Raw genomic sequence first — 25,140 nt, 5'->3', positions numbered from 1 at the left:
GGCCATGAAGGGCTATCGCACGAAGCGCATCGACCTTCCCGGTGGGAAGAGCATCGAGATCGTCTACTTCGCGGAGGAGGGCGCCGAGGCGGCCGCCCGGGACGCCGTCACGACGGCCGGCCCCGCGGCCGGGGACGACCCGCTCGACGCCCACGAGCACGACCACTTGCCCGCGATCGAGGCCGGCGACCCCCTGCGGGACGCGGGCGCGCCGGTCGACCTGCACGTCTGCCCGTCCTGCGACAGCGACCTGGTCTACCCGGTCAGCTGGGAGGAGCGGGACGGCGACGCCTGGCACATCGAGCGGCGCTGCCCCAACTGCGAGTGGCGGCACGCCGGCGAGTACGGCCAGGACGAGGTCGAGGTGTTCGACGACGTGCTGAACGACGGCACGGAGGACCTCCTGATCACGCTGCGCACCTTCGCGCGCTCGAACATGGAGGCCGACGTCGAGCGCCTGATCGACGCGATCAACGCGGACCGCATCATCCCCATGGACTTCTAGAGCGCCGCCCCCGCCGCGGCCGCCAGCGCGAGGGCCGCGAGCAGCAGCGCATCGATCCGCCGGGCCCGCCGCAGCAGCCGCGGGCCGGCGATCATGCGCGCCATGACCTCGCCGCCGAGCCCGTCGCGGCGCGCGGACATGAGCGCCACCGGGGCCGCCCGGCCGGCGCCGAAGGCCATCCCCACCACGAGGCCGGCGAGCGGCGAGCCGAGCAGCAGGCAGACGGCGGCGAGCGCCCACACCGCCCAGGTCATCACGAAGGTGGTGAACCCCAGGCCCAGCAGCCCGCCGTAGAGGGCGGCCGCGACCGCGAGCGGCATCGTGCGCCGCCAGTGCTCGGGCACCTGGCGGCGGATGCGCGGCACAACGCCCACGCCCGCCGCCTCGACGACGGCCGCCAGGGCGGCGACGCCCGCGGCCGCGGCGAGGGCCGCGTCCTCGCCGCGCAGGGCCGCGCCGGCCAGCGCCAGGCCGCCGAAGGTGACGGCCCCGCCCGTCAGCGCGCCGGCCGCGAAGGCCAGCCGGGCGAGCGCCGCCCGGGCGCGGCGCGGCTCGTCGGCCAGGCTGTCGACCATCGACAGGCCGCACGGCGACCACGTCCCGGTGAGGCCCGCGGCGACCGCCGTGAGCGCCGCGACGGCGAGCAGCACCGCGCTCAGCGGGGCGGCTCCCCCTCGTAGGGCAGGCCCTCGGCGGCCCAGGCGATGATGCCGCCCTCCACGTTCGCCACCTCGCCGTGGCCGCCCGCCGCGGTGAGGTAGTCGGCCACCTGGGCGCTGCGCGCGCCGCTGCGGCACAGCACGGCGAGCGGCCGGTCGGTGGGGAGCTCGTCGACGCGCGCGAGCAGCTCGCTCATCGGCAGCAGCGGGATCCCCTCGACCCGGGTCGCCTCGTGCTCGGGCGCCTCGCGGCAGTCGACGATCGCGAGCTCGCCCGCGCTCCAGCGGCGATGCGCCTCCCGCACGGTCAGGTCCGGCATCAGAAGGTGCGGACGGCCCGGTAGAGGGTGTCGCGCTGCACGGCGCGCCGCCCGGTGGCCTCGATCGCCCGCACCATCCGCTCGGTGTCCAGGCGGAAGGCCGTCCCCGCGGCGCGCACGACGTTCTCCTCGATCATGATCGAGCCCATGTCGTCGCAGCCGAACTCGAGGGCGAGCTGGCCCACGCGCAGGCCCTGGGTGACCCAGGACGACTGGAAGTGGGGGAAGTTGTCGAGGTAGAGGCGGCTGACGGCCAGCGTCATCAGGTAGTCGGCCGCCGTCGTGTGGGCGTGGTCGTCGCCCCGCGCGCTGCCGCCGCCCGACTGGTAGCTCCAGCACACGAACGCGCGGAAGCCGCCGCCCTCGTCCTGCACCTCGCGCAGGCGGCGCAGGTGCTCCACCCGGTCCTCGAGGGTGTCGACCGTGCCGTACATCATCGTGGCGGTCGTCGACATGCCGGCCCGGTGCGCGGCGCGCATCACGCCGAGCCACTCGTCGGTGGTCGTCTTGCGCGGGGCGATCACCTGGCGCACCCGGTCGACGAGGATCTCGGCGCCGCCGCCGGGCAGCGAGTCGTGGCCCGCGGCCCGTAGGCGCGCCATCGTCTCGTCGAGGGTCAGCTTCGAGACCGTCGCGATGTGGAGGATCTCCGACGGCGACAGGGCGTGCAGGTGGATCGGGTAGCGCGACTTGATGTCGGCGAACAGGTCCTCGTACCACTCGATCCGCAGGTTGGGGTGGTGCCCGCCCTGCAGCAGCAGCGCGGTGCCGCCCAGGTCGAGCGTCTCCTCGATCTTGCGGAAGATCACCGACTTGGGGAGGACGTAGCCCTCCGGGTCCATGGGGCGCCGGTAGAAGGCGCAGAAGTCGCAGTCGGTGATGCAGAAGTTCGTGTAGTTGACGTTGCGGTCGACCACGAAGGTGACCACGCCCGGGTCGGTCGTGGCGTCGCGGCGCCGGGCGGCGGCCTCGCCCACGGCCACCAGGTCGCGGGAGGCCAGCAGCGTCAGGGCGTCCTCGTCGGAGAGCCGGCCGCCGTCGTCGAGGCCGGCGAGGATCTCCTCGACGCGTGAGGGGGCGAGGGTGCTCACGCGGCCGATTCTACGCGGCCAGCCGCGGGACGGCGTCGAGCTGGCCGGCCTCGCTGGCCCGGCGCAGGAACTCGGCCAGGCCGGCGCGCTCGCGGGCGCCGAACTCGTAGCGCAGGCGGCGCAGGTAGGGGCGGATGAAGTCGGCCGGGAAGGGGAAGCGGCGCGCGGCCGCCGCCACGACCGCCTCGGGGTCGGCCAGGTAGGCGTGGCGGGCCGCGGTGATGCGCCGGGCGAGGTCGGCGAGGGCGTCCTCGCGCTCGCGCGCCACCCGCGCGTTGGCGGCCCAGACCGCGAACACCATGGGGTGCCCGGTGCGCTCGCGCCACACGGCCCCCAGGTCGGTGCGGTGCGGCGCGAACGGGGCGCGCAGCCCCTCGAGCGCCTCGTCGCCGATCAGCAGCACGCCGTCCACCCGGCGCAGCGCGGCCTCGGGCGGCTCGGCGAGGGTCTCGAACGGGGCGGCGGCCGGGCCGAGCAGCACGCGCAGCAGGGCGACGGACGTCGCCGAGTGGGGCGTCACCGCCACCGTGCGGACCTCGTCGAACGGCACCCGCGAGAAGAGCTGGATGGAGTCGACCGCGCCGTGGGCCGTGATCGAGGCCACCGGCACCAGCCGCAGACGGTCGGCGTTGCGCGCGTAGGCGATGCTCGACATGGCCGACACGTCGAGCCGGCCATCGAGCAGCGCCCGGTTGAGCGTCGTGGGGACGCCGTCGGTGAAGGCCAGCGCCGGGTCGGCGGTGCGCTCGAGACCGTGGTAGATCGGATACATGTTGAGGGCGGCGATCCGCCCCACGCGCAGCGGCGTCACGCGGGCTCCACCCCGGCGCCCACCGCGCGCGCCAGGCGCTCGACGTCGGTCCGGTCGTCGTCGGGCACCGCCCACTGGGAGGCGCCGAAGGCCACCGCGATCTGGCAGGCGGCGGGCCCCAGGCGGCGCCAGTGCGGCCGCACCGCCACCTCGTCGGGCATCGCGAGCCGGCACGCGGCGACGACCGTCAGGTCCTCGACCCCCCAGGATCCGGGGCGCTCGGGGGTGCCATCGGCCGGGACGGGGCAGACGGCCCGCAGCAGGCCCGTCTCGCGCGCGAGCGCGGCGAGGGCCGCGATCCGGGCGGCGACCGCCTCGGGCGGGTGGCCCGCGCCGTAGGCCACGGCGGCCTCGCTCGGGCGGCCCGCGGCGTGGGCGGCGCGGTGCTCGTCGAGCGGCCGCTCCTCGTCGCCGTCGGCCAGCACGCCGTCGCCCGGCGCGCCGCGCAGCACCGACACGGCGCCCGCGCCGCCGCCGGCGGCCCGCGCGGCGGCGAGCGGGTCGCGGGCGCGCAGCAGGCGCGCGAGCTCGTCCTGCGTCACCACGTCGCTCCCCCTCCGGGTCACGAGTACCGGTCCACCACGCCGTCGGCGATCTCGAGCAGGGCGTCGGTCGTGGCGCCGTCGACCAGCCCGTCCTCGATCGCCGCGCGGGCGGTCGCCACGAAGCCCAGCGCCCGTCGCCGCGCGCCCGCGAGGCCCGGGTGCGCGGCGAGGCGGTCGCACAGCGCCTCCAGGCCCGGCCCCTGGCAGGCGCCGGCCACGTCCTCGCGCAGCGACGGCTCCAGGCGCATCGCGAGGATCACCGGCAGCGTCACGGTGCCGTCGCAGAGGTCGGTGCCCCGCCGCTTGCCGGTCGCCTCGGGGGCGCCGGCCAGGTCGAGGATGTCGTCGAAGATCTGGAAGGCCATGCCCACGTTCTCGCCGAACGCCGCCAGGCGCTCCTCGGCCTCGCGGCCGGCGCCGCCGACCATCGCGCCGAGCCGGCACGCCACCGAGAACAGCGCCGCCGTCTTGCGGCGGCACCGGGCGAGGTAGGCCTCCTCGGTGAGGGAGAGGTCGAAGGCCGCCCGCTGCTGGTCGAGCTCGCCCTGGGAGATGTCGAGCGCCGCGGCCGCGAGCGCGCCCACCGCCCGGGCGGAGCCGGTGCGGGTGAGCTCGCCGAAGGCGCGCGCGAAGAGGTAGTCGCCGGTGCACACCGCGCGCTCGGCGCCGTGCGACTCGGCCACCGTCGGCCGGCCGCGGCGCATCGTGGCGCCGTCCAGCAGGTCGTCGTGCACGAGGGTCGCCATGTGCACGAGCTCCACCGCGGCGGCGGCCGACAGCAGGTGGCGCCCGGCGGCCGGGTCGGCCAGGGCGGCGCGCGGCGCGGCACAGAAGACCAGCAGGGGCCGCACCCGCTTGCCGCCCGCGGCGAGCGTGGCGGCGGCCGGCCCCACGACCTGCTCGGCGTGGCCCGACACCGCCGCCGCCAGGCGCTGCTCGCACAGCGCCAGCAGCGGGGTCATCGACATCGCCCGGGGCGGCAGCGAGGTGACCGACGTCACGCGACCCGCCCGTGGTGCAGGGCCACGATGCCGCCGGCGAAGCGCCGCCAGCGCAGGTCGCGCAGGCCGGCAGCGGCCATGCGCGCGGCCAGCTCGCGCGGCTCGGGGAAGCGGCGCACCGAGGCCGGCAGGTAGGAGTAGGCGGCGGCGTCGCGGCCGAGCACCCGGCCGAGCCGCGGGACCACCCGGTCGAACCAGAGGTCGTAGAACGGGCGCAGCCGGGCCGGGGTGGTGATCTCGAGCACGACCACCCGCCCCCCGGGGCGCACGACGCGCGCCATCTCGGCCAGGCCGCGGTCGAGGTCGGCCACGTTGCGGATGCCGAACGCGACCGTGGCGGCGTCGAAGGCGTCGTCGGCGAACGGCAGGTCGAGCGCGTCGGCGGCGAGGAAGTCGGCCGCGACGCCCCGCTCGGCCCCCTTGCGGCGCGCCCGGGCGAGCATCTCCTCGGCGAAGTCGACGCCGGTCACCGCGCCCGAGGGGGTCACCCGCACGGCCAGCTCCAGGGCGAGGTCGCCGGTGCCGGTGCAGACGTCCAGCGCCCGGTCGCCGGCCGCCAGGTCGGCCGCGGCGGCGGCCGCCGCGCGCCAGCGCCCGTCGAGGCCGGCGGTCATCGCCCGGTTGAGCAGGTCGTAGCGCGGCGCGATGCGGTCGAACATCTCCCGCACCTCCGCCGCCGGGAGCCGGCCCGGCGCGGCGTCGCTCACAGGGCGGCCCCGGGCGCCGGCGGGGCGGCGGCGGCCTCGCCCCAGCGGGCGATGAGGTGGTTGGGCACGCCGAGGTGGTCGAGCGCCTTGGCGACCATGAAGTCGACGAGGTCCTCCACGCGGCGGGGGAGGGTGTAGAAGCCCGGCATCGCCGGCATCACGACCGCGCCGGCGCGGGTCAGCGCCGCCATGTTCTCGAGGTGGATCAGGCTCAACGGGGTCTCGCGCGGCATCAGCACCAGCCGGCGGCGCTCCTTGAGCATCACGTCGGCGCAGCGGTGGATGAGGTTGCGGGCGGTCCCGTGGGCGATCGCGGCCATCGTCGACCCGGAGCACGGGGCGATGAGCGCCGCCGGCGCCAGCGAGGAGCCAGAGGCGAACGGCGCGGTGAGGTCGTTGAGCCCGAGCACGGTGACCGAGCCGGGCCCGCCGGCGAAGCGGCGCACGAAGGTCTCGACCACGAGCGCCGGGTCGTCGGGCGGCCGCGTGCCGGCCTCGAGGATCTCGTGGCTGATCACGTGGGCCCCGGCGCCGCTGACGCACAGGCCGACGTCGCAGCCGGCGCCGGTGAGGGCGCGGAGCGCGTGCCCGGCGTAGAGGGCCCCGCTCGCGCCGGTGACCCCGAGGAAGACGCGCATCACGCCACCGATGGTAGCGGTGCGTGGGGGGCCCGGACGCGCGAGGGGCCGGGGGCATGACCCCCGGCCCCTCGATGGACCGCTACTTGTACTTCGTCCCCAGGCCGGAGAGGAAGACGCCGAGCTGCTGGTACTGCTCCGGCGTGAACGTCGTGAAGCTGGGCATGACGTTGCCGGGCGGGTCCTTCAGAAACCCCTCGTAGAACGCCGCGTCGTTGCCCCTCGAGCCCTCGTTGTCGAGGGCCGGCCCCGGTCCCGAGGCGCCCACCCCGCCGACGGCGTGGCAGCTCGTACAGCCGTTGGCGAGGAAGAGCTGCGCGCCCGCCTGCGCGTCCGCGTCGGCCTCCAGGCCGGACAGCGGCAGGCCCTCGCCGCCGAGGCTCTCCGGCGACTCGCCGCCGAGGATCGTCATGTAGGCGAGGAACACGATCACCGCGATGCCCGAGAGCAGCGCGATCGGCCGCCGCTGGATGCGGCGCTCGGGGTTCCGGTCGATGAACGGCGTCAGGATCAGGAGCGCCATGAGGATGTTCGGGATGATGAACGTCGCCATGATCACCGGCATGAGCGCGTTCTGGCCCTTGAAGATCTTCAGGAGCTCGAAGAGGAAGAAGAAGTACCACTCCGGGCGCGGGACGAAGTCGGTGCTCGCCGGGTTGACCGGCTCGCCCATCTCGACCCGGTGCCAGATCGCGAACGTGATGACGAGGCCGATGGCCAGCGTCGCGATCAGCAGGTCCTTGTAGATCGCGTAGGGGAAGAACGGCTTCCCCTCCGCCTTGGCCAGCGCGTAGTCGCGCTTGTAGTACTCCTGCTGACCGCGGTTCATGCGCGCTCCTCCGCCTGGGCCGGCGGCGTGGTTCGGGCGGGGGACGGGACGGACGGCGGCACGGGCCGGCGGCCGTACGGCAGCCGCTCGCGTTCGGCCGCGCGGCGGGCCTCGTCCTCGGCCCGCTCGACGGCCATGCGCCGCTTGCTGTGCGGGGGCTCACCGATGCCGAGCTTGGTGATCAGGTACAGGTGGAGCCCGATGAAGAGCGCCATCGCCCCCGGTATCACGAGCATGTGGATGGAGTAGAACCTGGACAGGGTGTCCGGTCCGAACTCCGGGCCGGCGCGCAGGATGTCGGCGACGTACGGGCCGAGGATCGGGGCGCTGGCGGTGATGTTCACGGCGACCACCGTCGCCCAGTAGGCCTTCTGGTCCCACACGAGCAGGTAGCCGGTCAGGCCCATGAACATCGTCAGGATGAGCAGCAGGGCCCCGGTCACCCAGGTCAGCTCGCGCGGGTACTTGTACGAGCCGAAGAAGAAGACGCGGCCCAGGTGCAGGAAGACCACCACGATCATCGCGCTGGCGCCCCACTTGTGCATGCCGCGCACGAGCCAGCCCCAGGTGACCTCGTTCGTGATGTGGTCGATGCTCTGGTAGGCGCTGTTCGGGTCCGGCTTGTAGTACATCGCCAGGATCACCCCGGTGACGGCCTGCAGGCCGAAGAGCGCCATGGCCGTGAAGCCGAGCGTCTGGAACCAGCTCGTCTCGGCCGGGATGTTGCGGAAGAGGAACCACTTGAAGCCGGTCGTGGCGCCCGAGCGGCGGTCGACGTAGTCGATCGCCGCCTCGCCGACCTTCACGACGGGGTTCTTGGGTCCGATGTCAGTCGTCGCCACGAGACCGTCCTAGAAGGGGTAGAGGTTCGAGAGCACGCCGTCGACCTCCTCGCCGGGACCGTGGATCCGGTACGGGTTCTGGTCCTCGTCGATGGAGAAGGGCCGGCCGATCAGCACGCGGTCGTCCGGCGAGGCGCCGTCGGTGCGGACGCCGACCTTGACGTCCTCCTGACGCGCGACGTCCTTGCCGTCGGGCGTGGCGATCTTGATGTCGAAGCGGTCCAGCGGCCGCGGGGGCGGCCCGGACGTGACGCGGCCGAGCGAGTCGTACGCGCCGCCGTGGCAGGGGCACGAGTACACGTCGCCACCGGCCGAGTAGGACACCGGGCAGCCCAGGTGGGCGCACCGGTTCCAGATCGCCATGATCGCGCCGTCGCGGTGCCGGAGGAACGCGCGGCGGTCCGACTCGGGGTTCGGGCCGGAGACGGCGATCGAGGTCACCTCGCCGTCGGGGAAGTCCGACAGCGGGCCGACATCGACCCAGCGCCACTCCTCCTCCTGCACCGAGTCGGCGGCCGCGAAGCCGATGACCGGGACCAGGATCGCCGCCGTCATCACGCCGCCCGTCACGAGCGCGACCCCCGACAGGAACTTCGTCCGCGTGACGTAGGCGGGGTCGTCGTGGGGGTCGCTGACGGGAGCCGACTCCTGGGCGACGGGCCCGCTGTACTGGCCGCCGCGGGTCACGCCGCGCTCGCCCTCGTTGTTGTCTGCCAAGCCGCCCTCCTGCGCCGTCAGTTCAGCGGCCGGAGCCCCGGCACGCCCGGGGATTCAACCCGACGGGAGGGGTAGATTCAACGACGCGGGCCGGGGCCGGACGTCCCTTTGTCCGCGGGCGACGCGATGCCGTACTCGGCCCAGCGCCGATCGACGAGGGCGCGCACATCATCGCTCATCCGGATCGCGTCCGGCCAGGGGCGCACGACCCCCTCGCCCTCCCACTTGCGGGTGGCGTCGAAGCCGATCTTCGAGCCGTAGGCGAAGTAGGGGGCCGCGTGATCGAGCGCGTCGACCGGGCCCTCCACGATCATGGCGTCGCGCGCCGGGTCGACGTTCGAGAAGGCCTGGAAGGCCACGGCCGAGACGTCCTGCACGTCGACGTCGTGGTCGACCACGATCACGCAGCGGCTCAGCGACAGCAGCCCGAGGCCCCAGACCGTGTTCATGAGCTTCTTGGCGTGCCCCGGGTAGCGCTTGCGCACGGAGACGATCGCGCAGTTGTGGAAGACGCCCTCGAGCGGCAGGTTCATGTCGATGATGTCCGGCGCCGAGGTGCGGATGAGCGGCAGGAAGATGCGCTCCGTGGCCTTGCCGAGGAAGTAGTCCTCCATCGGCGGCACGCCGACGATCGTGGTGGCGTAGATCGCGTCGCGGCGCATCGACATGCCGGTCAGGTGGAAGGTCGGGTAGTCGTCCTGCGGCGTGTAGAAGCCGGTGTGGTCGCCGAACGGCCCCTCCGGGCGCAGGTCGGTCGCGTCGACGTAGCCCTCGAGCACGATCTCGGACTCGGCCGGCACCTCGAGGTCGACCGTGCGGCAGCGCACCATCTCCACGCCGCGCCGGCGCAGGAAGCCCGCGAACATCATCTCGTCGATGCCGGGCGGCAGCGGCGCGGTGGCGGAGTAGGTCGTGGCCGGGTGCGTGCCGATCGCGACCGCCACCGGGACGCGGCCCTGCGAGTCGCGCAGGTGGGCCGCGCCGTCCTTGTGGATCTGCCAGTGCATCATCGCCGTGCGCCGGTCGACCTTCTGGATGCGGTACATGCCGCAGTTGCGCGCCCCGGTCACCGGGTCGCGGCTGAAGACCAGGGGCAGGGTCACGAACGGCCCGCCGTCGCCGGGCCAGCAGGTCAGGATCGGCAGCAGGTCGAGGTCCGGGTCATCGACCCACACCTCCTGGCACGGCCCCTCGCGCACGACCTTCGCCGGGGTCGCGGCCAGCTCGCGCAGCTTGCCGAGCGTCCGCATCTTCGCGATGACGCCCTGCGGGGGCTGCAGGTCGAGCAGGTTCTCGATGCGCCCGCCCACGGCGTCGAGGCTGTCCGCGCCGAGCGCCATGCACATGCGCCGGTCGCTGCCGAACTGGTTGATCAGCACCGGCATGCGGCTGCCGAGCGGGTGCTCGAACAGCAGCGCGGGGCCGCCGGCCTTCGAGACGCGGTCGGTGATCTCGGTGATCTCCAGGCGGGGGTCGACCGGCGCGCCGATCCGCACCAGCTCGCCGGCCCGCTCCAGCGCCCGGATCCATTCGCGGAGGTCCTTCACGCCGCGAGGGCCTCGGCCAGCGGGGGGGTGGGCGGCAGCCCGGCGGCGAGCGCGGCCAGCGGCCCGGCGTCGCCGGCCGACCGCAGCGCGCCCTGCGCCTCCAGGAAGCGGTGCGCCGTCTCGGCCTCGGCCGGGCCGCGCCGGCGCGCGATCGCGAGCGTCGTGGCGCGCCACAGCGGCTCGAGCCCCTCCCGCTCGCCGGCCGCCACCAGGCCCGCCCCGAGCGCGATCAGGTCGGCGAGGGCCTCGACCACGAACAGGTCGCCGGCGGCCGCGATGCGCACGAGGCCGGTCGCGTAGCAGTAGTCCCCGGCCAGCACCTCGCGCCCCGGCTCGGATGGCGCCAGGTGGCGCGGCCGGCCGTGGTGCAGCAGGAACCCCTCGAGGATCAGGTCCAGGCCCTCGGCCTCGTCGGCCGACAGCGGCGGCGAGACGAGCGGCGCGAGCAGCGGCTCGGCGGCCGGCCAGACCAGCTCGGCGGCGAAGCCGGGCTCGCCCGCGAGCACGGCCCTCACGCCTCGGCCGCCCGGGCGAGCGCCTCGCGGGTGTGGCGCAGCTCCTCCTCGCCGTGCGTCAGCCCGGTGAACCAGGCCTCGAACTGCGACGGGGGCGGGTAGACGCCCTCGGCCAGCAGCACGCGCGCGAACCGGGCGTAGCGGTCGGTGTCGGCGGCGGTCGCGCTCGCGTAGTCGCGCACCGGGCCGTCGGCGAAGAACGGGGTCAGCATCGAGCCGACCCGGTTGATCGTCACGGGCGCGCCGCTCGCGACGATGGCCTCCTCCAGCGCCGCGCCGCCCGCCTCGAGCCGCTCGTAGACGCCGTCGGCGGCCAGCTCGCCGAGCACGGCGAGCCCGGCGGCGGTGGCGAGCGGGTTGCCCGACAGCGTCCCCGCCTGGTAGCAGGGGCCCTCGGGGGCGAGCTCGCGCATCACGTCGGCGCGGCCGCCGAAGGCGCCGACCGGCAGGCCGCCGCCGATGATCTTGCCGAAGCAGGTGATGTCGGCGCGCACCCCGTAGCGCTCCTGGGCCCCGCCGCGGGCGACGCGGAAGCCCGTGATCACCTCGTCGAGGATCAGCAGCGCCCCCGCCCGGTCGCACGCCTCGCGCAGCGCCCGCAGGTAGCCGTCGGCGGGCGGCACGACGCCCATGTTGCCCGCGACCGGCTCCACGATCATCGCCGCCGCGCCGTCGAGCGCCGCGGCCGCCGCCGCGGCGTCGTTGTAGGGCACGATCCGCGTCGCCGCGGTCGCGGCCGCGGTCACGCCCGGGCTCGACGGGACGCCGAGCGTGGTCAGGCCGCTGCCCGCCTCGGCGAGCAGGCCGTCGACCGCGCCGTGGTAGCCGCCCGCCACCTTCACGATCACGTCGCGGCCGGTCGCCGCCCGGGCCAGGCGCAGCGCGCCCATCACCGCCTCGCTGCCGGACGAGGTCATGCGCAGCCGCTCGACCGAGGGGACCGCCTCGCAGACGGCCTCGGCGAAGCGCACCTCGCGCTCGGTGGGCGCGCCGAACGACGTGCCGAGCGGCAGCGCGCGCTCCACCGCGCGCACGACCGCGTCGGGCGCGTGGCCCAGGATCGCCGGGCCCCAGGTCGACAGGTAGTCGACGTAGCGGGTGCCGTCGACGTCCCAGACGTAGGGGCCGGCCGCGCACTGGATGAAGACCGGGTCGCGGCCGATCGAGCGCATCGCCCGCACCGGCGAGTTGACGCCGCCCACCAGCACCTCGTTCGCGCGCGCGAACAGCTCCGCGCTGCGCGTTCCCGCGGGCGCGCTCAGTGCTTCCAGCGCGGCAGGGGCTGCCCGGCCAGGGCCCGGTCCTCCCACTCGCGGTAGTCCGGGGTGAAGTAGAGCAGCCGGATCTTCTTGAACTCGTACGTCGAGTAGAGCACCGCGCGCCGGTCGGGGTCGGTGATGCCCGTGTCCTCGGCGATCGCCGCGATGGCCTCCTCGCAGGCCTCCTTCGAGCGCGCGTGGACCATCGTGAAGATGCTGTAGGGCCAGTCCGGGTAGGTCGGCCGCTTGTAGCAGTGCGACACGGCCTTGAAGGCGGCCATGCGCGGGCCGATCTCCTCGAGCTGGTCCTCGGGCACCTTCCAGACGGCCATGCCGTTGGCGCCGAAGCCGGCCTTGCGGTGGTTGAGCACGGCCGCGAAGCGGCGCATGTACGCCCGGTCGACGAACACCTGGCAGGCGTCGAGCAGCGCCTGCGGCGCCATGCCCGCCTCCTCGGCCCAGTCGTCGAAGGGGCGCGACACCACCGGCAGGTCGCGCTGCAGCAGCAGGATGAGGCGCTTGTCCTCGTCCGTCGGCAGCACCCCGTCCCCGCGCCTGGGGGCCGGCTTGGGGGCCTCCTCCTTCGCGTCGGTGGGGCGGCTGCCGGTCATGTCGAGCTGCACGTTGATCTTGTAGAGCTTCAGCGTCGGCAGCAGGCGGGTCGACTCGGCGCCCGACGCGGCGTGCAGCCGCTCCATGGTCTCCTCGAGGCCGATGCGCGACTCGGGGTCGACGGCGAGCGTGTACCAGAGGTTGAAGGCGTGGGTGCGCCGGTAGTTGTGGCTCACGCCGGGGTGGCCGCCCACGATGTCGGCGCCCTCGAACAGCCTGTCCGCCGGGTAGCGGGCCGCCACGAGGCTGCTGCGGTACCCCAGCGCGCGCGTGTCGAAGATCGCCGAGAGCTGGCGGACGATGCTCGCCTCCTTGAGGCGGGTGAGGCGCCGCAGCACCTCCTCCTCGTCCATGCCGATGCGCGACCCGACCTCGGCGAAGGGCTCGCGGACGAAGGCGAGCCCGGCCTGGAGCTGGTTGAGCAGCTCGCGGTCGGCCTCGTCCGGCTTGTGGTGGACCCGTGGGCCCGTCGCGGTCGTGGTCATGCCACCTCTTCCCTCAGCCACCGAGCGGCGTCCTCGGCGTAGTAGGTGATGAGCAGGTCGGCGCCGGCGCGGGCGATGCCGGTGAGCACCTCCGTCGCGGCCAGGCGCTCGTCGAGCCAGCCGCGCTCGGCGGCCGCCTTCAGCATCGAGTACTCGCCGCTCACGTGGTAGGCGACGACGGGCAGGTCCGTCGCGGCGCGCACGCCGGCGATCACGTCCAGGTAGGCGGCGGCGGGCTTCACCATGACCATGTCCGCGCCCTCGGCCACGTCGAGCAGCGTCTCGCGCAGGGCCTCCCGGCCGTTGGCCGGGTCCATCTGGTACCCCCGGCGGTCCCCGTGCCCCGGGGCGGAGCCGGCCGCCTCGCGGAACGGCCCGTAGAACGCCGAGGCGTACTTGGCGGAGTAGGCGAGGATCGCGGCGCCCTCGTGGCCCTCCGCGTCGAGCGCCGCGCGGATCGCGCCGACGCGCCCGTCCATCATGTCGCTGGGGGCCACCACGTCGGCGCCCGCCTCGGCGTGGCTCACGGCGGTGCGGGCGAGCAGCTCGAGGCTGGCGTCGTTGTGCACCTCGCCGTCCACGAGCACGCCGCAGTGGCCGTGGTCGGTGTAGCCGCAGAGGCAGACGTCGGTCATCACGACCATCTCCGGCACGGCGTCCTTCACGGCCGCGACGGCGGTCTGCACCACGCCGTCCGCCTCGTAGGCGGCCGACCCGGCGGCGTCCTTCCGGTAGGTGACGCCGAACAGCAGGATCGCGGGCACGCCCGCGGCGTACGCGCGCCGGGCGGTGGCGGCGATCAGGTCGGGCGACATGCGCGCCTGGCCGGGCAGCGCGTCGATCGGCACGCGCGCGCCGCGGCCCTCGATCGCGAACAGCGGCAGCACGAGCTGATCGGCCGAGAGGCGCGTCTCGCGCACCATGCGGCGCATGGTCGCGCCGGCGCGCAGCCGGCGCATGCGCAGCTGCGGGAAGGCGGCGCGCGCCTCGATCCGGGTGCCCTCCATCACCCGTGGGAGTCTACCCCTGCACAGGCGCGCGGGCCGCTGCCAGACTGCCCCCGTGGCCGGCCCACCTGTCCTCGTCGTCTTCGGCGCCCGCAACGTCGGGCGGGCGGTCGTGGCCGACCGTCTCGCGGCCGGCTGGCGCGCGCTGGCGGTGGCGCGCGGCGACGCGACCCTCGACGCGCTGCGCGAGGCGCACCCCGGGGTCGCGACGCTGCGCGGCGACGCGTCCGACCACGCCACTGTCGCTGAGGCCCTCGGCCGGGCCGAGCGCGACCTGGGCGGGCTGGACCTGGTGGTGAACGCCACCACGTCGGTGCCTCGCGACCACTCGTTCGGCGGCGGCCCGGTGGCCGAGGCGCCGCCCGGGCGCCTGGAGTCGTGGCTCGCCGGGTTCCTGCCGGCCGCGTGGGCGATCATGCGCGGCGGCGGCGCCGCCCTCGCGCGGCGCGGGTCGGGCACGCTGGTGCAGGTGGCGGGCGGCTCGGCGCGCCGGGCGATGCCGGGGCGCGGCCCGTGGGCGGCGGCCCAGGCGGGCGCCCGGGCCCTCACCCACGCGATGGCCCAGGAGCTGCGGCCGCGCGGCGTGCACGTCGCGCTGCTCGTGGCCGACGGGATCATCCAGACCGACCGCGCGCCGATGGCCGGCCGGCCCCCCGAGGAGTCGCTGTCGCCGGAGGACGTGGCGGCGGCGGTCGCCTACCTCGCCGGCCAGAGCCCGCGCGGCTGGACCCACGAGCTGGTGATCACGCCGGCCGGGGACACGTGGGTGCCCTGACGCGCCGCCCGCTCGCCTGGGCCCTCCTCGCGCTCGCCGTCGCGCCGTCCGCCGCCGAGGCCGCGCCGCTGCTGCCCGACCTGGGCGCCAAGGTGGCCGACGTGCGCATGGCGCGCGTCGGCGACCGCGACGAGCTGCGCTTCTCGGGGATCGTCGTCAATCGCGGCGTGGGGCCCTTCGAGCTGCGGGTGGTGCGCGCGGGGCCGGGGTCGCCCTGGGCCGTCCAGCAGCGGGTCCTCGACTCCGCGGGGCCGCCCGCCCTGGCGCCGACCGCCGCCCGCATGGTGTTCGGCGGCGACGGCCACGGCCACTGGCACGTGCGCGACCTCGCCCGCTACGAGCTGCGCCGCGCCGCCGGCGGGCCGGCCGTGGCCCGGCTGCACAAGCAGGGTTTCTGCTTCTTCGACACCGACCGGCTGGCCGGGCCGGCCACCGCCGCCCCGCGCGCGCCGGTCTACGGGGGCGACAGCTGTGGCGGCAGGCGCAGCCGCGGCCTCACGATGGGCCTCTCGGTGGGCTGGGGCGACCGCTACTCGTGGCGGCTGTCGGACCAGTTCCTCGACGTCACGGGGCTCCCGGCGGGCCGCTACCGGCTCTGGGCGACCGCCGACGCCCCGGGGCTGTTCGTCGAGGAGGACGAGGCCGACAACGCCACCTGGGCGGACGTGGCCATCACCCGGCGCGGCGGCGTCGCCCGCGCGCGGGTCGTGGCCCGCGCCCCCGCGCCGGTCCCCGCCCCGGCCCCCGCCCCCGGGCCCTGAGCCCCGACGAGCTGCTGGCCGCGTACGCGCGCGGCCTGTTCCCGATGGACGACCCCGGCGAGCCGGGCCCCGTCCCGCTCTACGAGGCCGAGCCGCGCGCGATCCTGCCGGTCGAGGGCTTCCGCGTGCCGCGCTCCGTGGCGCGGGCGCTGCGGCGCGCCCCGTACAGGATCCGGGTCGACGCGGCCTTCGACGAGGTGACCGCCGCCTGCGGGGGCGAGCGCGACGGCGTGTGGCTCACGCCGCGCCTGGCGCGAGCCTACGGCCGCCTGCACCGCGAGGGCTTCGCCCACAGCGTGGAGGCCTGGCGCGACGGCCGCCTGGCCGGCGGCCTGTTCGGCGTGTCCATCGGGGCCATGTTCACCTCCGAGAGCATGTTCCACCGGGCGCCCGACGCCGGCAACGCGGCGCTCGTGGGCGCCGCGCGCCTGCTCGCCGCGATGGGCGCCGAGCTGTGGGACATCCAGATGGCCTCGCCGCACACGCGGCGCTTCGGCGCTCAGGAGGTGAGCGCCGCCGAGTACCGGCGCCTGCTGGCGCGCGCCCTCGCGCGGCCGCCGCTCAGGTGGAGCGCAGCAGCAGCACCAGGCTGACCAGCAGCAGCACGAGCGCGGCCACCCGCTCCCACGACGTGCCGATCGCCTTCGCGCCGAACCAGCCGTAGCGGTCGATGAGCGCCGACAGCGCGAGCTGGCCGGACACCACGCTCACGAACGTCGCCGTCACGCCGATGCGCGGCGCCGCCACCAGGGTGGCGACCACGAAGACCGCTCCGGCCGCCCCGCCCAGGTAGGCCCACCACGGCCCGCCGCCGACGTCGCCGAGGCTGCCCACCTCGCCCACCACGGCCAGCGCCGCGAGCAGCAGCAGCAACCCGATCGCGAACGAGATCGCCGCGCTGCCGATCTGCGAGCCGAGCACGATGCGCAGGCGGGCGTTGATCGGCGCCTGGGCGGCGACCATGGCGCCGCCGATGAGGGGCAGCAGGATGTGGATCCACCGGGTCACGGGAGCCTCCGGGTCGGGTCCCGGCCACGCTACCCGCCGGGGCGGCGGCGCTACCCGCCCACCCGGCGGCGCAGCGCGACGCCGGCGGCGGCGCCGAAGACGGCCGCCAGCAGCGCGAGGTGGCCCAGCGTCAGCGCGAGGTCGCCCCCGAGCGAGGGCTCCACGAGGATCGCCTGGAAGGCGCGGAAGGCCGGCCCGAAGGGCACGACCGACGCCACGGCGGCGGCCGCGTCGGCGTCGGGGATGAGCCCCAGCGCGAGCAGCGGCAGGGCGAGCATCAGCGCCACGAGCACGGCCGTGCGCGTCTCGCGCGCCAGCGCGCCGACGAGCGCGCCCGCCGCGCCGAACGCCAGGCCCGCGAGGACCAGGGCGGCGATCCACAGGTGCCAGCGGCCGACCCCCAGCGAGGTCGTGAGCGCCACCCCGGCCAGCAGGGCGAGCCCGATCACCAGCGCGGCGAGGGCGGTGAACGTCATCTTCGCGAGCGCCAGCCACCACGGCGACACCAGGCCGCGCCCGAGGCGGGTGAGCACGTGCTCCTCCCGCTCCGAGGCGGTCGCGGCCGCGCCCAGCAGCACGCCGGCCAGGCCCAGGCTCACGAGCAGCGCGGCGGCGACGCCGAAGGCCGAGAGCGGCTCGCGGCCCTCCGGCGCGGCGGTGACCTCCAGGCGGATCGGGGCGCTGATCGCGTTGGCGGCCGGCCGCGCCAGGTCGAGGTTCTCCTGGGTCTCGTCGATGAACTCGAGCACCGGCGCCAGGCGGCCGGCCAGCTCGCCCCGCCCCTCCTCCCCCAGCGAGGCCTGCAGGCCGGTCACCAGGGCCCGCGCCCGCCGCAGGCCGAGGGCGTCGCCGCTGCGCCCGAAGTAGGCGAGGTCGCCGCCGTTCTGCACGAGGTCCACGAGCTGCAGCACCTGGTCGACGTAGCCCTCGGCCAGGCGGCCGTTGAGGCGGTAGACCGCCGACTCGAGGTTGCGCTCGAGCGCGTCGGCCTCGATCGGCGAGCGCCGGCTGGTGCGCAGCCGCAGCTCCGGCTGGCGGATGCCCGACTGCAGGTCGGCGATGAACCCCTCGGGGATGGTCAGCACGGCGGCGACCCGGCCCGCGTCGAGGGCCTCGTCGGCCTGCGCGGCGTCCATGCGCCGGATGTCCACGTCGTCGTCGAGCCGGTCGATGTAGTCGTCGACCGTCAGGCGCTCGTCGCCCACCGCCACCGAGCGCCCGGAGGCGTCCAGGTCGACCACCGCGACGTCGGGCCGCCGCTCGCCGGTCTGCAACGCGAGCGCCACGAGCAGCGCCACCAGCACCGGGTAGGCGATCAGCGCGAGCAGCAGCGCCGGCGTGCGCACCAGCAGGCGCAGGTCCTTGCGCAGGATGAGCAGGGCCGCCCTCACGCGCCGTCCCAGGCCGGGTCCACGAGCCGCATGAAGGCCGCCTCGGCCGCCTCGGCGCCCGCCTCGCCGCCGCCGTGGGCGGCCACCAGCCTCGCGGCGGTGCCGGCGAACAGCAGCCGGCCCTCGGCGAGCACCGTCATGCGGTCGCCGTGGCGCACCGCCTCGTCGACCGACTGCGTGGAGAAGAGCAGCGCCAGGCCGCCGCCGCGCAGCTCGTCGAGCCACGACCACAGGCGCCGGCGCTGGTCGGGCGAGAGCGTGGCGGTCGGCTCGTCGAGCAGCAGCACCGACGGCCCGCCGGCGAGCGCGACGGCCAGGTTGAGCCGCTGCACGGTGCCCGTCGACAGCGTCGCGGCCGGCCGGCCGGCCACCTCCTCGAGGTCGGCCCGCCGCAGCAGGTCGCCGGCGACGGCGTCCGGGTCGGGCGCCCCCTCGAGCGCCGCGAACAGGCGCAGGTTCTCGCGGGTGGTGAGGCGGCCGTAGAGCGCCGGCCGGGCGGGCACCCAGCCCACCCGCGGCGCCGCGCCCCGGGCCCACCGCAGCGTGCCGGCGTCCGGGCGGGTCACGCCGGCCAGGATGGTGAGCAGGGTCGTCTTGCCGGCGCCATTCGGGCCGAGCAGCGCCACCGACTCGCCGGCCGCCAGGTCGAGGTCCACGCCGCGCAGCGCGGCCACGCCGCGGAAGCTGCGGGCGAGCCCGGTGGCGACGAGGACCGGCGCGCCCGCCGGGCCGGGCGTCACCGGGGCTGGACGGCCGGCCCGGGCCGGTGCGCGAGGCGCCCGCTCATGCGGACACTGTAGAGCAGCCCGGCCGGCCGGCCCCCGGCGGCCGCGCTGGCACACGGCCCCCGCCGCGGATACCCTGGATCGCGATGCCCCCACTCACCAGGGAGCAGCTCGACGCCCGGCGCAACGCGCGCAGGCGGCGCGGGCTGCGGCGCGACCGGCGCGCGATCGTCTCGGCCGCCATCCCAGTCATCATCGTCGGCGTGCTCGCGCTCGTGCTCGGCATCACGGGCGGCGGCGACGACGCCACGCCGCTCGCCTCGCCGGTGGCCTCGCCCGAGATCGGCCCCGGCGCGCGCCCGCCCGAGCTCGTGGTGGCGCGCGCCGAGGGCGTGCAGATCCACATCCCGGTCGACCCGCGCCGGGTCACCGCGGCGGCCTTCCACGCGATCGACGACCCCTCCGCCGTGGCGATGGAGGACGCCGGCGCGATGCGCATCCACCAGCTGCCGCGCCGCGACCGGGTGGGCCCGGACACGGCCGGCCTCAGCGTGGGGGCGCCGGCGGGCACGCGCGTCTACTCGCCGGTGGACGGGGTCGTCGAGGCGGTGTCCGACTACACGGTGTTCGGGCGCATCGAGGGCTACGAGATCACGATCCGGCCCTCCACCGCGGCCGGCGGGCTGATGCTGCGCATCTCCCACCTCGACGACCCGGCCTCGGGCCCGCGCCCGAGCGTGGGGTCGCCCGTGCGGGCCGGCGAGACCGAGATCGGCCGGGTGCGCGACTTCAGCGAGGTGGCCGGTCAGGAGCTGTCGGAGTTCACCGCCGACGAGGGCAACCACGTCGACCTGGAGCTCGTGCGCGGCGAGGCCGCCCAGATCCTCTGACGCGGGCGCCCGCCGCCCCGCGGTGCCCTAGGCTGCGGAGCGTGCGGGCGATGCTCATCGGGGACGTGGTCGGCGGCGTGGGGATGCGGGCGCTCCTCGAGCACCTGCCGGCGCTGCGCGAGGAGCACCGGCCCGACGTCGTGGTCGTCAACGCCGAGAACGCCGCGGCCGGGACCGGCACCTCGCCCCGCCAGGCGCGCGACCTGCTCGACGCCGGCGTGGACGTGCTCACGGGCGGCAACCACACGCTCCGCAAGACCGACCTGCTGCCGCTGCTCGAGACCGAGCCGCGCGTGCTGCGGCCGGCCAACATCGCCGTGCGGGCGCCCGGCCGGGGCCTCGTCACGGTCGAGACCGCCGCGGGGCCGGTGAGCGTGGTCAACGTGCTCGGCGCCGTCTTCATGGACGCGGCGCACAGCCCCTTCGCGGTCATCGACGACCTCGTGGAGCGCGCCGCGGCGGCCGCGCCGGTCGTGCTGGTCGACGTCCACGCCGAGGCCACCAGCGAGAAGATCGCCCTCGCCCACCACCTCGACGGGCGGGTCACGGCGGTCGTGGGCACCCACACCCACGTCCAGACGGCCGACGCCCGCGTGCTCGCGGGCGGCACGGCCTACGTGACCGACCTCGGCATGACCGGGCCGCACGACTCGGTGATCGGCGTGCGCACCGACGTGATCCTGCGCCGCTTCATCTCCGGGTTGCCCGGGCGCTTCGAGGTGGCCGAGGGCGGCGTGCTCGTGCAGGGCGCGGTCGTCGAGGCCGGCGCCGACGGCCGGGCGGCGGCGATCGCGACCTTCAGCGTCGAGGCCTGAGCGCCGAGCGGTACACGCCGGGCTGGTCGCCGCGCGCCGCCGGCTTCATGGAGCGGCGCTCCGCCGCCTCGCACGCCGGCGACCTGCTGGCGCACCTGCGGCCGGGCATGAGCCTGATCGACGTGGGCTGCGGCCCAGGGTCGATCACGGTCGGCCTGGCGCGCGCGGCGGCGCCCGGCCGGGTGGTCGCGGTCGACCGCGAGCCCTCGCAGGCCGCGCTCGCGCGCGAGCGCGCCGCCGCCGAGGGCCTGGCGAACGTCGAGGTGCTCGTGGCGCCGGCCGACGCGCTGCCGTTGCCCGCCGACGCGGTCGACGCCGGGTTCGCGCACGCGCTGCTCGAGCACCTGGCCGATCCGGTCGCCGCGCTGCGCGAGCTCGCCCGGGTCGTGCGGCCGGGCGGCCCCGTCGTGGCGGTCTCGCCCGACTGGGGCGGCTTCCTGCTGGCCCCGGAGGACCCGGGCGCCGCGGCGGCGATCCGCCGCTACGAGACGATCCAGGCCGCCAACGGCGGCGACGTCCACGCCGGCCGGCGCCTCGGCGCCCACATGGCCGCCGCCGGCCTGGAGCGGGTCACGATGTCGGCCCGCTACGAGCTCCACGACGACCGCGCGGCCATCGCCGGCTACCTCGCCGAGCGCCTCGACGACGACGACCCGGGCCTGGCCGACGCGCTGCGCGCCTGGGCGGGCCGCCCCGGCGGCATGTTCGCCCAGGCGTGGGTCACGGCGGCCGGACGGACGCCGCTCGGCAGAGGTCGCGGCGCATGAGCACGCTGGGGGAGCCGTCGAGCACCGACCGCGTGCCGGCGGCCGGCGCGAAGCCGCGCCCCTCGAAGGGCGAGCGCATCCCCACGTCGGCCATCGCCGCGGCGCCACGCCCGCCCGGCCCACCGGCGCGTCGGCGTCGTCGGCGAGCACCCCGGGCGCGAGGTCGCGCCGGCACGGCTCGGGCGACCAACGCGCCGCGCCCCTCGCCGCGCAGCTCGCGGTCCATCCGCGAGGGGATCCCGGGAGGTCGGGCACCAGCACACGTGCGCGCCGGGCCGCTTCGGCCCGATCACCTGCCGGACGTCCTCGATGACGTCCGCCGGCTGCAGGTCGAACGTCATCGGGTGCGTCAGTCGACCAGGTAGCGGGCCGACACGGCCCCCTCCGGGCGCATCGGGTCGCGCTCGCGCCCCAGCACCCGGCCGAGCGGCCGCCCGGCGAGCGAGGGCCGCGGCCAGCAGGCGGCGAGCAGCGCGATCAGCACGCTGTCGCGCAGCACCAGGATCGCGATCGGCAGGCCCTCCAGCGCCACGAGGTCCCAGTAGCGGTGGGGGAAGTAGGCGAAGGTGAGGAGCAGCGCGGCCGCGGTGAGGGCCATGGCCGCGGGGCCGTAGCGCCCGGCGACGATGAAGCACACCGGCAGCAGCCACACGAGGAACTGCGGCGACAGCACCTTGCCGCACACGAGCAGCGCGACCAGGGTCGCGGCGCAGGCGGCCACCAGCAGCCGCGCGTCGCCGGGGTGGCGGGCGCGGTGCAGGCCCAGCCAGAGGGTCCACGCGATCGCCACCAGCAGCACGACCAGCGCGACGGTCGACGCGCCCGCCAGGATGGCCGGCCCGGTGCCGGAGAGGCCCTGGCTGCCGAACGAGTGCTCGACGCTGAGGTCGATGTCGGCCAGCCCGTGCAGGCCGAGCAGGTAGGCCGAGGCGGTCGCCTCGATCTGCAGGGGGCGCTCCAGGTGGTAGCGGGCGAGGTCCCAGGTGCCCGAGGGCGACAGGGCCGCGAAGGGCGCCATCACCAGGGCCACCGCGGCGACGCTGCCGACCGCGCCGGCGATCGCCGGGCGCGTGCCGGCGCGGTGGCGCTGCCAGATCACGAGCACCGGGATGAGGGCGAGGGGGATCAGCTTCAGCAGCGTGGCAGCGGCGAGCAGCCCCCACGCGAGGCGCCAGCGCTCCGTCGCCGCGGCCCAGACGGTCCAGACGAGCAGCGCGGCCAGCGCGAGGTCGAAGCGCGTCTCCACGAGGTTGCCCAGCAGCAGCGGGCTCACGGCCACGAGCGCCGCCGCGACGGTCTGGCGCCGCCCGTCGAGGCCCGTCGCCCGCGCCAGGGCGATGACCCCGAGCACGGTCGCGCACAGCGCGAGCAGCATGAGGACCGAGAAGGTCACGCCGTAGGGCCCGGGCAGGGCGCCGGCGGCCCAGAAGAGGGCCCCCGCGAGCGGCGGATACTCCAGGCTGAAGTCGGCGTAGGGGACGTGGCCGGCGGCGATGTGCTCGTAGACCCGCCGGTAGACGGGGATGTCGGTGATGACGGCGTCGGCGTACACGCCGAGCCGCAGGGGGACGGCCCAGACGACGGCGGCCAGGGCGCATGCCGCCGCCGGGAGCGCGCGGGCCCAGCTCACGACGGCACCGGGACGGGCGCCGTCGCGGGCGTCGCGTCGGCCTCGGGCTCGGGCTCGGGCCGGGGCGGGCGCGCCGGCGGCGGCCACTCGGGCACCATCGCGATCAGCGCGAACGGCAGGAACCACGGGATGTAGAGGTAGAACCAGTGGGTCAGGGTGAGCTCGATCCCGATCAGCAGGGCGCCCGAGAGCGCGGAGACGGTCACCAGGTCGAGCCGCCGCGGCCAGCGCAGCACGGCCACCGCCGCGATCCCCACGGCGACCATCAGCCCGATCTGCAGCGGGCGCAGGCCGGTGAACTGACCCCAGATGGAGAAGGGCGAATCCCGGCCGAGCTGGTAGCCGAGCGTACGCGACCAGAACGCGCGCAGGCCGTCGGCGCCGTCGAGCAGCAGCACCCAGCCGGTCAGCCCCGCCGCGAGCAGCAGCCCGCCGGCGTAGGGCAGCAGCTCGCGCCGGCGCGCCGGCCGCGGGAACGGCCGCCGGCTCCACAGGCCGAGCAGGATCGCCGGCGCGAACTTGCTCGCGATCGCCAGGCCCAGCATCAGGCCGCGGCCCAGCGGGTGGCGCGCGAGCACCAGCCCCCAGATGAGCATCGCCGGCACCAGCGCGTCGTTGGCGTTCGTGGAGAGCGCGTATCCGGTGAAGGGGAACGCGGCCCAGGCCAGCGCCAGGCCGACGCCCAGGCGCAGCCCGGCGACGCGCCAGCCGAGCACCAGCATCCCGGCGATGCAGAGGATGTCGAAGGTGGTGGCCGCCCCGTGCGCCGCCGGCAGCGAGTCCCACTCGCCGCTCCACGGCCGCGCGAGCTCGAACGGCACGTAGGCCGCGTAGGTCAGCGGGCCGTAGGTGTCGCAGCTGCCGCAGTCGTCGGGCATGTTGCCGTAGGGGGTGCTGCCGTCGGCGATGCGGTCGGCGCCGATCACGCCCGCGTAGCCCACGTCGATGACGTTCGAGTCGAACGCGTTGAGGCCGAAGCGCAGCGCGAGCGTCACGGCGAGCAGGCTCACCAGCAGCCAGGTCGGCGCCGACGCGCCCAGCGCCGGGCGGCGGCGGGGCGGCGGCTCGCCGGGCGGCTGCGGGCCGGCCGCCGGTCGCGCGGCGCGCGCGCGCCCGACGGCGATCCCCGCCAGGCGCGCGCCGAGGTAGAGCATCGGCGGGTACTGCAGCGGCACGGAGGTGAACACCTCGCCGCGGTTGAACCAGATCAGCGAGACGCCGAACGACAGCAGCGCCAGCAGGTCGAGCGTGCGCATCGAGAGCAGCCGCCGCGGGCGCAGGTACGGCAGCAGCGGCAGCAGGAACAGCGCGCACAGCGTCAGCCAGACGGCCGGCCGGTTGATCGCGCGCCCGAAGGCCCCGTCGTACCCCCGGGCCATCATCCACGCCACCTGCGGGCCGGTCCGCACCTCGGTGATCTCGCCGCGCTCGTCGGACACGAGCACCTGCGCCTCGACGGTCTCGTCGCCCTCGGCGTCCTCGCTGACCGCGAAGTAGGTGTGCACCCCGGTGTCCTCGTCGAACTCCACCGCGGTGCGGGAGATCTCGCGGCCCGAGGTCCACTCGCGCAGCTGCTGCGAGGTCTCCGCGATGGCGGTGACCTCGTCGTCGGTGAGGGTCGGCTCGCGGGGCCGGGCCGGCGCGCGCAGCGCGCCCTGGATCTCGCCGGCCTTGCCCGCGACGGCCCGCACCAGGTCGTGCGCGGCCCCCGTGGCCTCGGAGGGCGTCGGCTCGCCGACCGGCGCGGCGGCGCCCGGCGCGGCGCCGTGGAGCCCGAGGGCGAGCGTCGCCGCGATCGCGGCGACGAGTGCTCGTCGCCGGCCGGGCATCGCTCCTACCGGAAGGACCAGCGGCGGTTGAGCAGGAAGTTCACCGGCATGACGGCGGCGATCGCGACGGCCTGGGCGAGGATCTCCGGGGTGCCGGCCCGCACCATGGCCTCGAGCAGCGCGAGGTTGAGGCCCAGCGCCACGAGGCTCACCGCGAGGTACCGGGCGCCCTGCTGCACGGCCGACAGGCCGTGGCGCCGGAACGTCCAGAACTTGTTGAAGACGAAGTTGCTCGTCCACGCGACGCAGAACGCGCCCGCGGCGGCGGCGACGTGATGCGCGTCGGCCAGGTACAGCAGCGCCGAGAAGACCACGAGGTTGACGACGTAGCCGGACGCGCCGACCACGCAGAAGCGGACCAGCTGATGCCAGTCCTCGCGGCGCGCGCCGCGGATGCCCGGGGCGCGGAGGACGCGGGTGTCGGGCATCACCGGGGGCGGGGCGGACCTCGTCGGCACG

Annotated in this window: 29 protein-coding genes; 7 read left to right on the top strand and 22 right to left on the bottom strand. The window is 76.0% G+C overall.

The window, feature by feature from the left end:
- Positions 1 to 4: 4 nt before the first annotated feature.
- Positions 5 to 505 (top strand): hypothetical protein, encoded by a 501-nt coding sequence (locus tag ITJ85_RS16305; RefSeq protein WP_217914164.1) that lies wholly within the window; start codon positions 5 to 7, stop codon positions 503 to 505.
- Here ITJ85_RS16305 and ITJ85_RS16300 read toward each other — a convergent pair.
- The 16 genes from ITJ85_RS16300 to hemB form a co-directional block, all read right to left on the bottom strand.
- Positions 502 to 1,155, bottom strand: coding sequence for a hypothetical protein (locus ITJ85_RS16300; RefSeq protein ID WP_217914163.1), 654 nt, complete (start codon positions 1,153 to 1,155; stop codon positions 502 to 504). The two genes, ITJ85_RS16305 and ITJ85_RS16300, sit on opposite strands and share 4 nt — an antisense overlap.
- Positions 1,156 to 1,160: 5 nt before the next feature.
- Positions 1,161 to 1,484, bottom strand: a complete 324-nt coding sequence (locus tag ITJ85_RS16295) for a rhodanese-like domain-containing protein (protein ID WP_217914162.1) — start codon at positions 1,482 to 1,484, stop codon at positions 1,161 to 1,163.
- The gene (gene mqnC / locus ITJ85_RS16290; protein ID WP_217914161.1) at positions 1,484 to 2,575 is read right to left on the bottom strand and encodes a cyclic dehypoxanthinyl futalosine synthase; all 1,092 of its coding nucleotides are present in this window, start codon (positions 2,573 to 2,575) and stop codon (positions 1,484 to 1,486) included. The genes ITJ85_RS16295 and mqnC overlap by 1 nt, the downstream gene beginning before the upstream one ends.
- A gap of 10 nt (positions 2,576 to 2,585) precedes the next feature.
- Complete coding sequence (locus ITJ85_RS16285) at positions 2,586 to 3,386, bottom strand: menaquinone biosynthetic enzyme MqnA/MqnD family protein (RefSeq protein WP_217914160.1); 801 nt, start codon at positions 3,384 to 3,386, stop codon at positions 2,586 to 2,588.
- Positions 3,383 to 3,931 carry a hypothetical protein gene (locus tag ITJ85_RS16280; protein ID WP_217914159.1) on the bottom strand — a complete coding sequence of 183 codons (549 nt, stop codon included), beginning with the start codon at positions 3,929 to 3,931 and terminating at the stop codon, positions 3,383 to 3,385. The genes ITJ85_RS16285 and ITJ85_RS16280 overlap by 4 nt, the downstream gene beginning before the upstream one ends.
- Positions 3,932 to 3,948: 17 nt before the next feature.
- The gene (locus ITJ85_RS16275; protein WP_217914158.1) at positions 3,949 to 4,932 is read right to left on the bottom strand and encodes a polyprenyl synthetase family protein; all 984 of its coding nucleotides are present in this window, start codon (positions 4,930 to 4,932) and stop codon (positions 3,949 to 3,951) included.
- A complete protein-coding gene (gene ubiE / locus ITJ85_RS16270; RefSeq protein WP_343232961.1) occupies positions 4,929 to 5,639 on the bottom strand; it encodes a bifunctional demethylmenaquinone methyltransferase/2-methoxy-6-polyprenyl-1,4-benzoquinol methylase UbiE in 711 nt (236 codons plus the stop codon). Before ubiE ends, ITJ85_RS16275 begins: the two co-directional genes overlap by 4 nt.
- Entirely contained in the window at positions 5,636 to 6,277 is a 642-nt protein-coding gene (locus tag ITJ85_RS16265) for a UbiX family flavin prenyltransferase (protein ID WP_246496420.1), read from the bottom strand. The genes ubiE and ITJ85_RS16265 overlap by 4 nt, the downstream gene beginning before the upstream one ends.
- Before the next feature lie 82 nt (positions 6,278 to 6,359).
- A complete protein-coding gene (locus tag ITJ85_RS16260) occupies positions 6,360 to 7,106 on the bottom strand; it encodes a c-type cytochrome (RefSeq protein ID WP_217914155.1) in 747 nt (248 codons plus the stop codon).
- Positions 7,103 to 7,948, bottom strand: a complete 846-nt coding sequence (locus ITJ85_RS16255) for a cytochrome b (protein ID WP_217914154.1) — start codon at positions 7,946 to 7,948, stop codon at positions 7,103 to 7,105. Before ITJ85_RS16255 ends, ITJ85_RS16260 begins: the two co-directional genes overlap by 4 nt.
- Before the next feature lie 9 nt (positions 7,949 to 7,957).
- On the bottom strand, positions 7,958 to 8,665 hold the full coding sequence (locus tag ITJ85_RS16250) for a QcrA and Rieske domain-containing protein (RefSeq protein WP_217914153.1): 708 nt from the start codon (positions 8,663 to 8,665) through the stop codon (positions 7,958 to 7,960).
- A gap of 77 nt (positions 8,666 to 8,742) precedes the next feature.
- Positions 8,743 to 10,212: a menaquinone biosynthesis decarboxylase gene (locus ITJ85_RS16245; protein ID WP_217914152.1), complete on the bottom strand. Its 1,470-nt coding sequence runs from the start codon at positions 10,210 to 10,212 to the stop codon at positions 8,743 to 8,745.
- Positions 10,209 to 10,727 (bottom strand): hypothetical protein, encoded by a 519-nt coding sequence (locus ITJ85_RS16240; RefSeq protein ID WP_217914151.1) that lies wholly within the window; start codon positions 10,725 to 10,727, stop codon positions 10,209 to 10,211. Before ITJ85_RS16240 ends, ITJ85_RS16245 begins: the two co-directional genes overlap by 4 nt.
- Positions 10,724 to 12,037, bottom strand: a complete 1,314-nt coding sequence (gene hemL, locus ITJ85_RS16235) for a glutamate-1-semialdehyde 2,1-aminomutase (protein WP_281412208.1) — start codon at positions 12,035 to 12,037, stop codon at positions 10,724 to 10,726. Before hemL ends, ITJ85_RS16240 begins: the two co-directional genes overlap by 4 nt.
- Positions 11,986 to 13,083 carry a siroheme decarboxylase subunit beta gene (ahbB, locus tag ITJ85_RS16230; RefSeq protein WP_217914149.1) on the bottom strand — a complete coding sequence of 366 codons (1,098 nt, stop codon included), beginning with the start codon at positions 13,081 to 13,083 and terminating at the stop codon, positions 11,986 to 11,988. Before ahbB ends, hemL begins: the two co-directional genes overlap by 52 nt.
- Complete coding sequence (hemB, locus tag ITJ85_RS16225) at positions 13,080 to 14,090, bottom strand: porphobilinogen synthase (protein WP_217915975.1); 1,011 nt, start codon at positions 14,088 to 14,090, stop codon at positions 13,080 to 13,082. The genes ahbB and hemB overlap by 4 nt, the downstream gene beginning before the upstream one ends.
- Before the next feature lie 55 nt (positions 14,091 to 14,145).
- On the opposite strand from hemB, the gene ITJ85_RS16220 reads away from it, so the two are divergent.
- Genes ITJ85_RS16220 through aat form a run of 3 tightly spaced genes read left to right on the top strand, consistent with a single transcriptional unit; the run spans position 14,146 to position 16,219 of the window.
- On the top strand, positions 14,146 to 14,865 hold the full coding sequence (locus tag ITJ85_RS16220) for an SDR family oxidoreductase (protein WP_217914148.1): 720 nt from the start codon (positions 14,146 to 14,148) through the stop codon (positions 14,863 to 14,865).
- The gene (locus ITJ85_RS16215) at positions 14,853 to 15,626 is read left to right on the top strand and encodes a lysyl oxidase family protein (protein WP_217914147.1); all 774 of its coding nucleotides are present in this window, start codon (positions 14,853 to 14,855) and stop codon (positions 15,624 to 15,626) included. The genes ITJ85_RS16220 and ITJ85_RS16215 overlap by 13 nt, the downstream gene beginning before the upstream one ends.
- The gene (gene aat / locus ITJ85_RS16210; protein WP_343233033.1) at positions 15,623 to 16,219 is read left to right on the top strand and encodes a leucyl/phenylalanyl-tRNA--protein transferase; all 597 of its coding nucleotides are present in this window, start codon (positions 15,623 to 15,625) and stop codon (positions 16,217 to 16,219) included. The genes ITJ85_RS16215 and aat overlap by 4 nt, the downstream gene beginning before the upstream one ends.
- Here the strand turns inward: aat and ITJ85_RS16205 are convergent.
- The 3 genes from ITJ85_RS16205 to ITJ85_RS16195 are packed head-to-tail and all read right to left on the bottom strand — an operon-like array spanning position 16,188 to position 18,765.
- Positions 16,188 to 16,634, bottom strand: a complete 447-nt coding sequence (locus tag ITJ85_RS16205) for a DMT family transporter (protein WP_217914145.1) — start codon at positions 16,632 to 16,634, stop codon at positions 16,188 to 16,190. The two genes, aat and ITJ85_RS16205, sit on opposite strands and share 32 nt — an antisense overlap.
- Before the next feature lie 50 nt (positions 16,635 to 16,684).
- A complete protein-coding gene (locus ITJ85_RS16200; RefSeq protein WP_217914144.1) occupies positions 16,685 to 18,025 on the bottom strand; it encodes an ABC transporter permease in 1,341 nt (446 codons plus the stop codon).
- Entirely contained in the window at positions 18,022 to 18,765 is a 744-nt protein-coding gene (locus ITJ85_RS16195; protein WP_217914143.1) for an ABC transporter ATP-binding protein, read from the bottom strand. The genes ITJ85_RS16200 and ITJ85_RS16195 overlap by 4 nt, the downstream gene beginning before the upstream one ends.
- Positions 18,766 to 18,896: 131 nt before the next feature.
- Between ITJ85_RS16195 and ITJ85_RS16190 the strand changes: the two genes are divergently transcribed.
- From ITJ85_RS16190 to ITJ85_RS16180, 3 genes are read left to right on the top strand one after another with little or no spacing between them, the layout of a single operon-like run.
- On the top strand, positions 18,897 to 19,640 hold the full coding sequence (locus tag ITJ85_RS16190; protein ID WP_217914142.1) for a M23 family metallopeptidase: 744 nt from the start codon (positions 18,897 to 18,899) through the stop codon (positions 19,638 to 19,640).
- 50 nt (positions 19,641 to 19,690) lie between these two features.
- Positions 19,691 to 20,455 carry a TIGR00282 family metallophosphoesterase gene (locus ITJ85_RS16185; RefSeq protein ID WP_246496418.1) on the top strand — a complete coding sequence of 255 codons (765 nt, stop codon included), beginning with the start codon at positions 19,691 to 19,693 and terminating at the stop codon, positions 20,453 to 20,455.
- A gap of 47 nt (positions 20,456 to 20,502) precedes the next feature.
- Positions 20,503 to 21,222 carry a methyltransferase domain-containing protein gene (locus tag ITJ85_RS16180; RefSeq protein WP_217914140.1) on the top strand — a complete coding sequence of 240 codons (720 nt, stop codon included), beginning with the start codon at positions 20,503 to 20,505 and terminating at the stop codon, positions 21,220 to 21,222.
- Between the two features lie 349 nt (positions 21,223 to 21,571).
- Here ITJ85_RS16180 and ITJ85_RS16175 read toward each other — a convergent pair whose 3' ends face one another.
- Genes ITJ85_RS16175 through ITJ85_RS16165 form a run of 3 tightly spaced genes read right to left on the bottom strand, consistent with a single transcriptional unit; the run spans position 21,572 to position 25,139 of the window.
- Positions 21,572 to 22,852 (bottom strand): glycosyltransferase 87 family protein, encoded by a 1,281-nt coding sequence (locus ITJ85_RS16175; protein ID WP_217914139.1) that lies wholly within the window; start codon positions 22,850 to 22,852, stop codon positions 21,572 to 21,574.
- A complete protein-coding gene (locus ITJ85_RS16170) occupies positions 22,849 to 24,681 on the bottom strand; it encodes a glycosyltransferase 87 family protein (protein WP_217914138.1) in 1,833 nt (610 codons plus the stop codon). The genes ITJ85_RS16175 and ITJ85_RS16170 overlap by 4 nt, the downstream gene beginning before the upstream one ends.
- 5 nt (positions 24,682 to 24,686) lie before the next feature.
- Complete coding sequence (locus ITJ85_RS16165) at positions 24,687 to 25,139, bottom strand: GtrA family protein (protein ID WP_217914137.1); 453 nt, start codon at positions 25,137 to 25,139, stop codon at positions 24,687 to 24,689.
- Position 25,140 lies beyond the last annotated feature (1 nt).

Source organism: Miltoncostaea marina (assembly GCF_018141525.1).
GTDB classification, from domain to species: domain Bacteria; phylum Actinomycetota; class Thermoleophilia; order Miltoncostaeales; family Miltoncostaeaceae; genus Miltoncostaea; species Miltoncostaea marina.
The sequence above is the reverse complement of the archived record's forward strand: the minus strand, read 5'-3'. Positions and strand labels throughout refer to the sequence as shown.

What these genes read in the sequence shown, in the direction of transcription:
- ITJ85_RS16180 (WP_217914140.1), top strand. Translation starts at nt 20,503, where the DNA reads ATGGAGCGGCGCTCCGCCGCCTCGCACGCCGGCGACCTGCTGGCGCAC.
- ITJ85_RS16305 (WP_217914164.1), top strand. Translation starts at nt 5, where the DNA reads ATGAAGGGCTATCGCACGAAGCGCATCGACCTTCCCGGTGGGAAGAGC.
- ITJ85_RS16295 (WP_217914162.1), bottom strand. Translation starts at nt 1,484, where the DNA reads ATGCCGGACCTGACCGTGCGGGAGGCGCATCGCCGCTGGAGCGCGGGC.
- ahbB (WP_217914149.1), bottom strand. Translation starts at nt 13,083, where the DNA reads ATGACCACGACCGCGACGGGCCCACGGGTCCACCACAAGCCGGACGAG.
- ITJ85_RS16185 (WP_246496418.1), top strand. Translation starts at nt 19,691, where the DNA reads ATGCTCATCGGGGACGTGGTCGGCGGCGTGGGGATGCGGGCGCTCCTC.
- ITJ85_RS16265 (WP_246496420.1), bottom strand. Translation starts at nt 6,277, where the DNA reads ATGCGCGTCTTCCTCGGGGTCACCGGCGCGAGCGGGGCCCTCTACGCC.
- ITJ85_RS16190 (WP_217914142.1), top strand. Translation starts at nt 18,897, where the DNA reads ATGCCCCCACTCACCAGGGAGCAGCTCGACGCCCGGCGCAACGCGCGC.
- ITJ85_RS16170 (WP_217914138.1), bottom strand. Translation starts at nt 24,681, where the DNA reads ATGCCCGGCCGGCGACGAGCACTCGTCGCCGCGATCGCGGCGACGCTC.
- hemB (WP_217915975.1), bottom strand. Translation starts at nt 14,090, where the DNA reads ATGGAGGGCACCCGGATCGAGGCGCGCGCCGCCTTCCCGCAGCTGCGC.
- ITJ85_RS16260 (WP_217914155.1), bottom strand. Translation starts at nt 7,106, where the DNA reads ATGAACCGCGGTCAGCAGGAGTACTACAAGCGCGACTACGCGCTGGCC.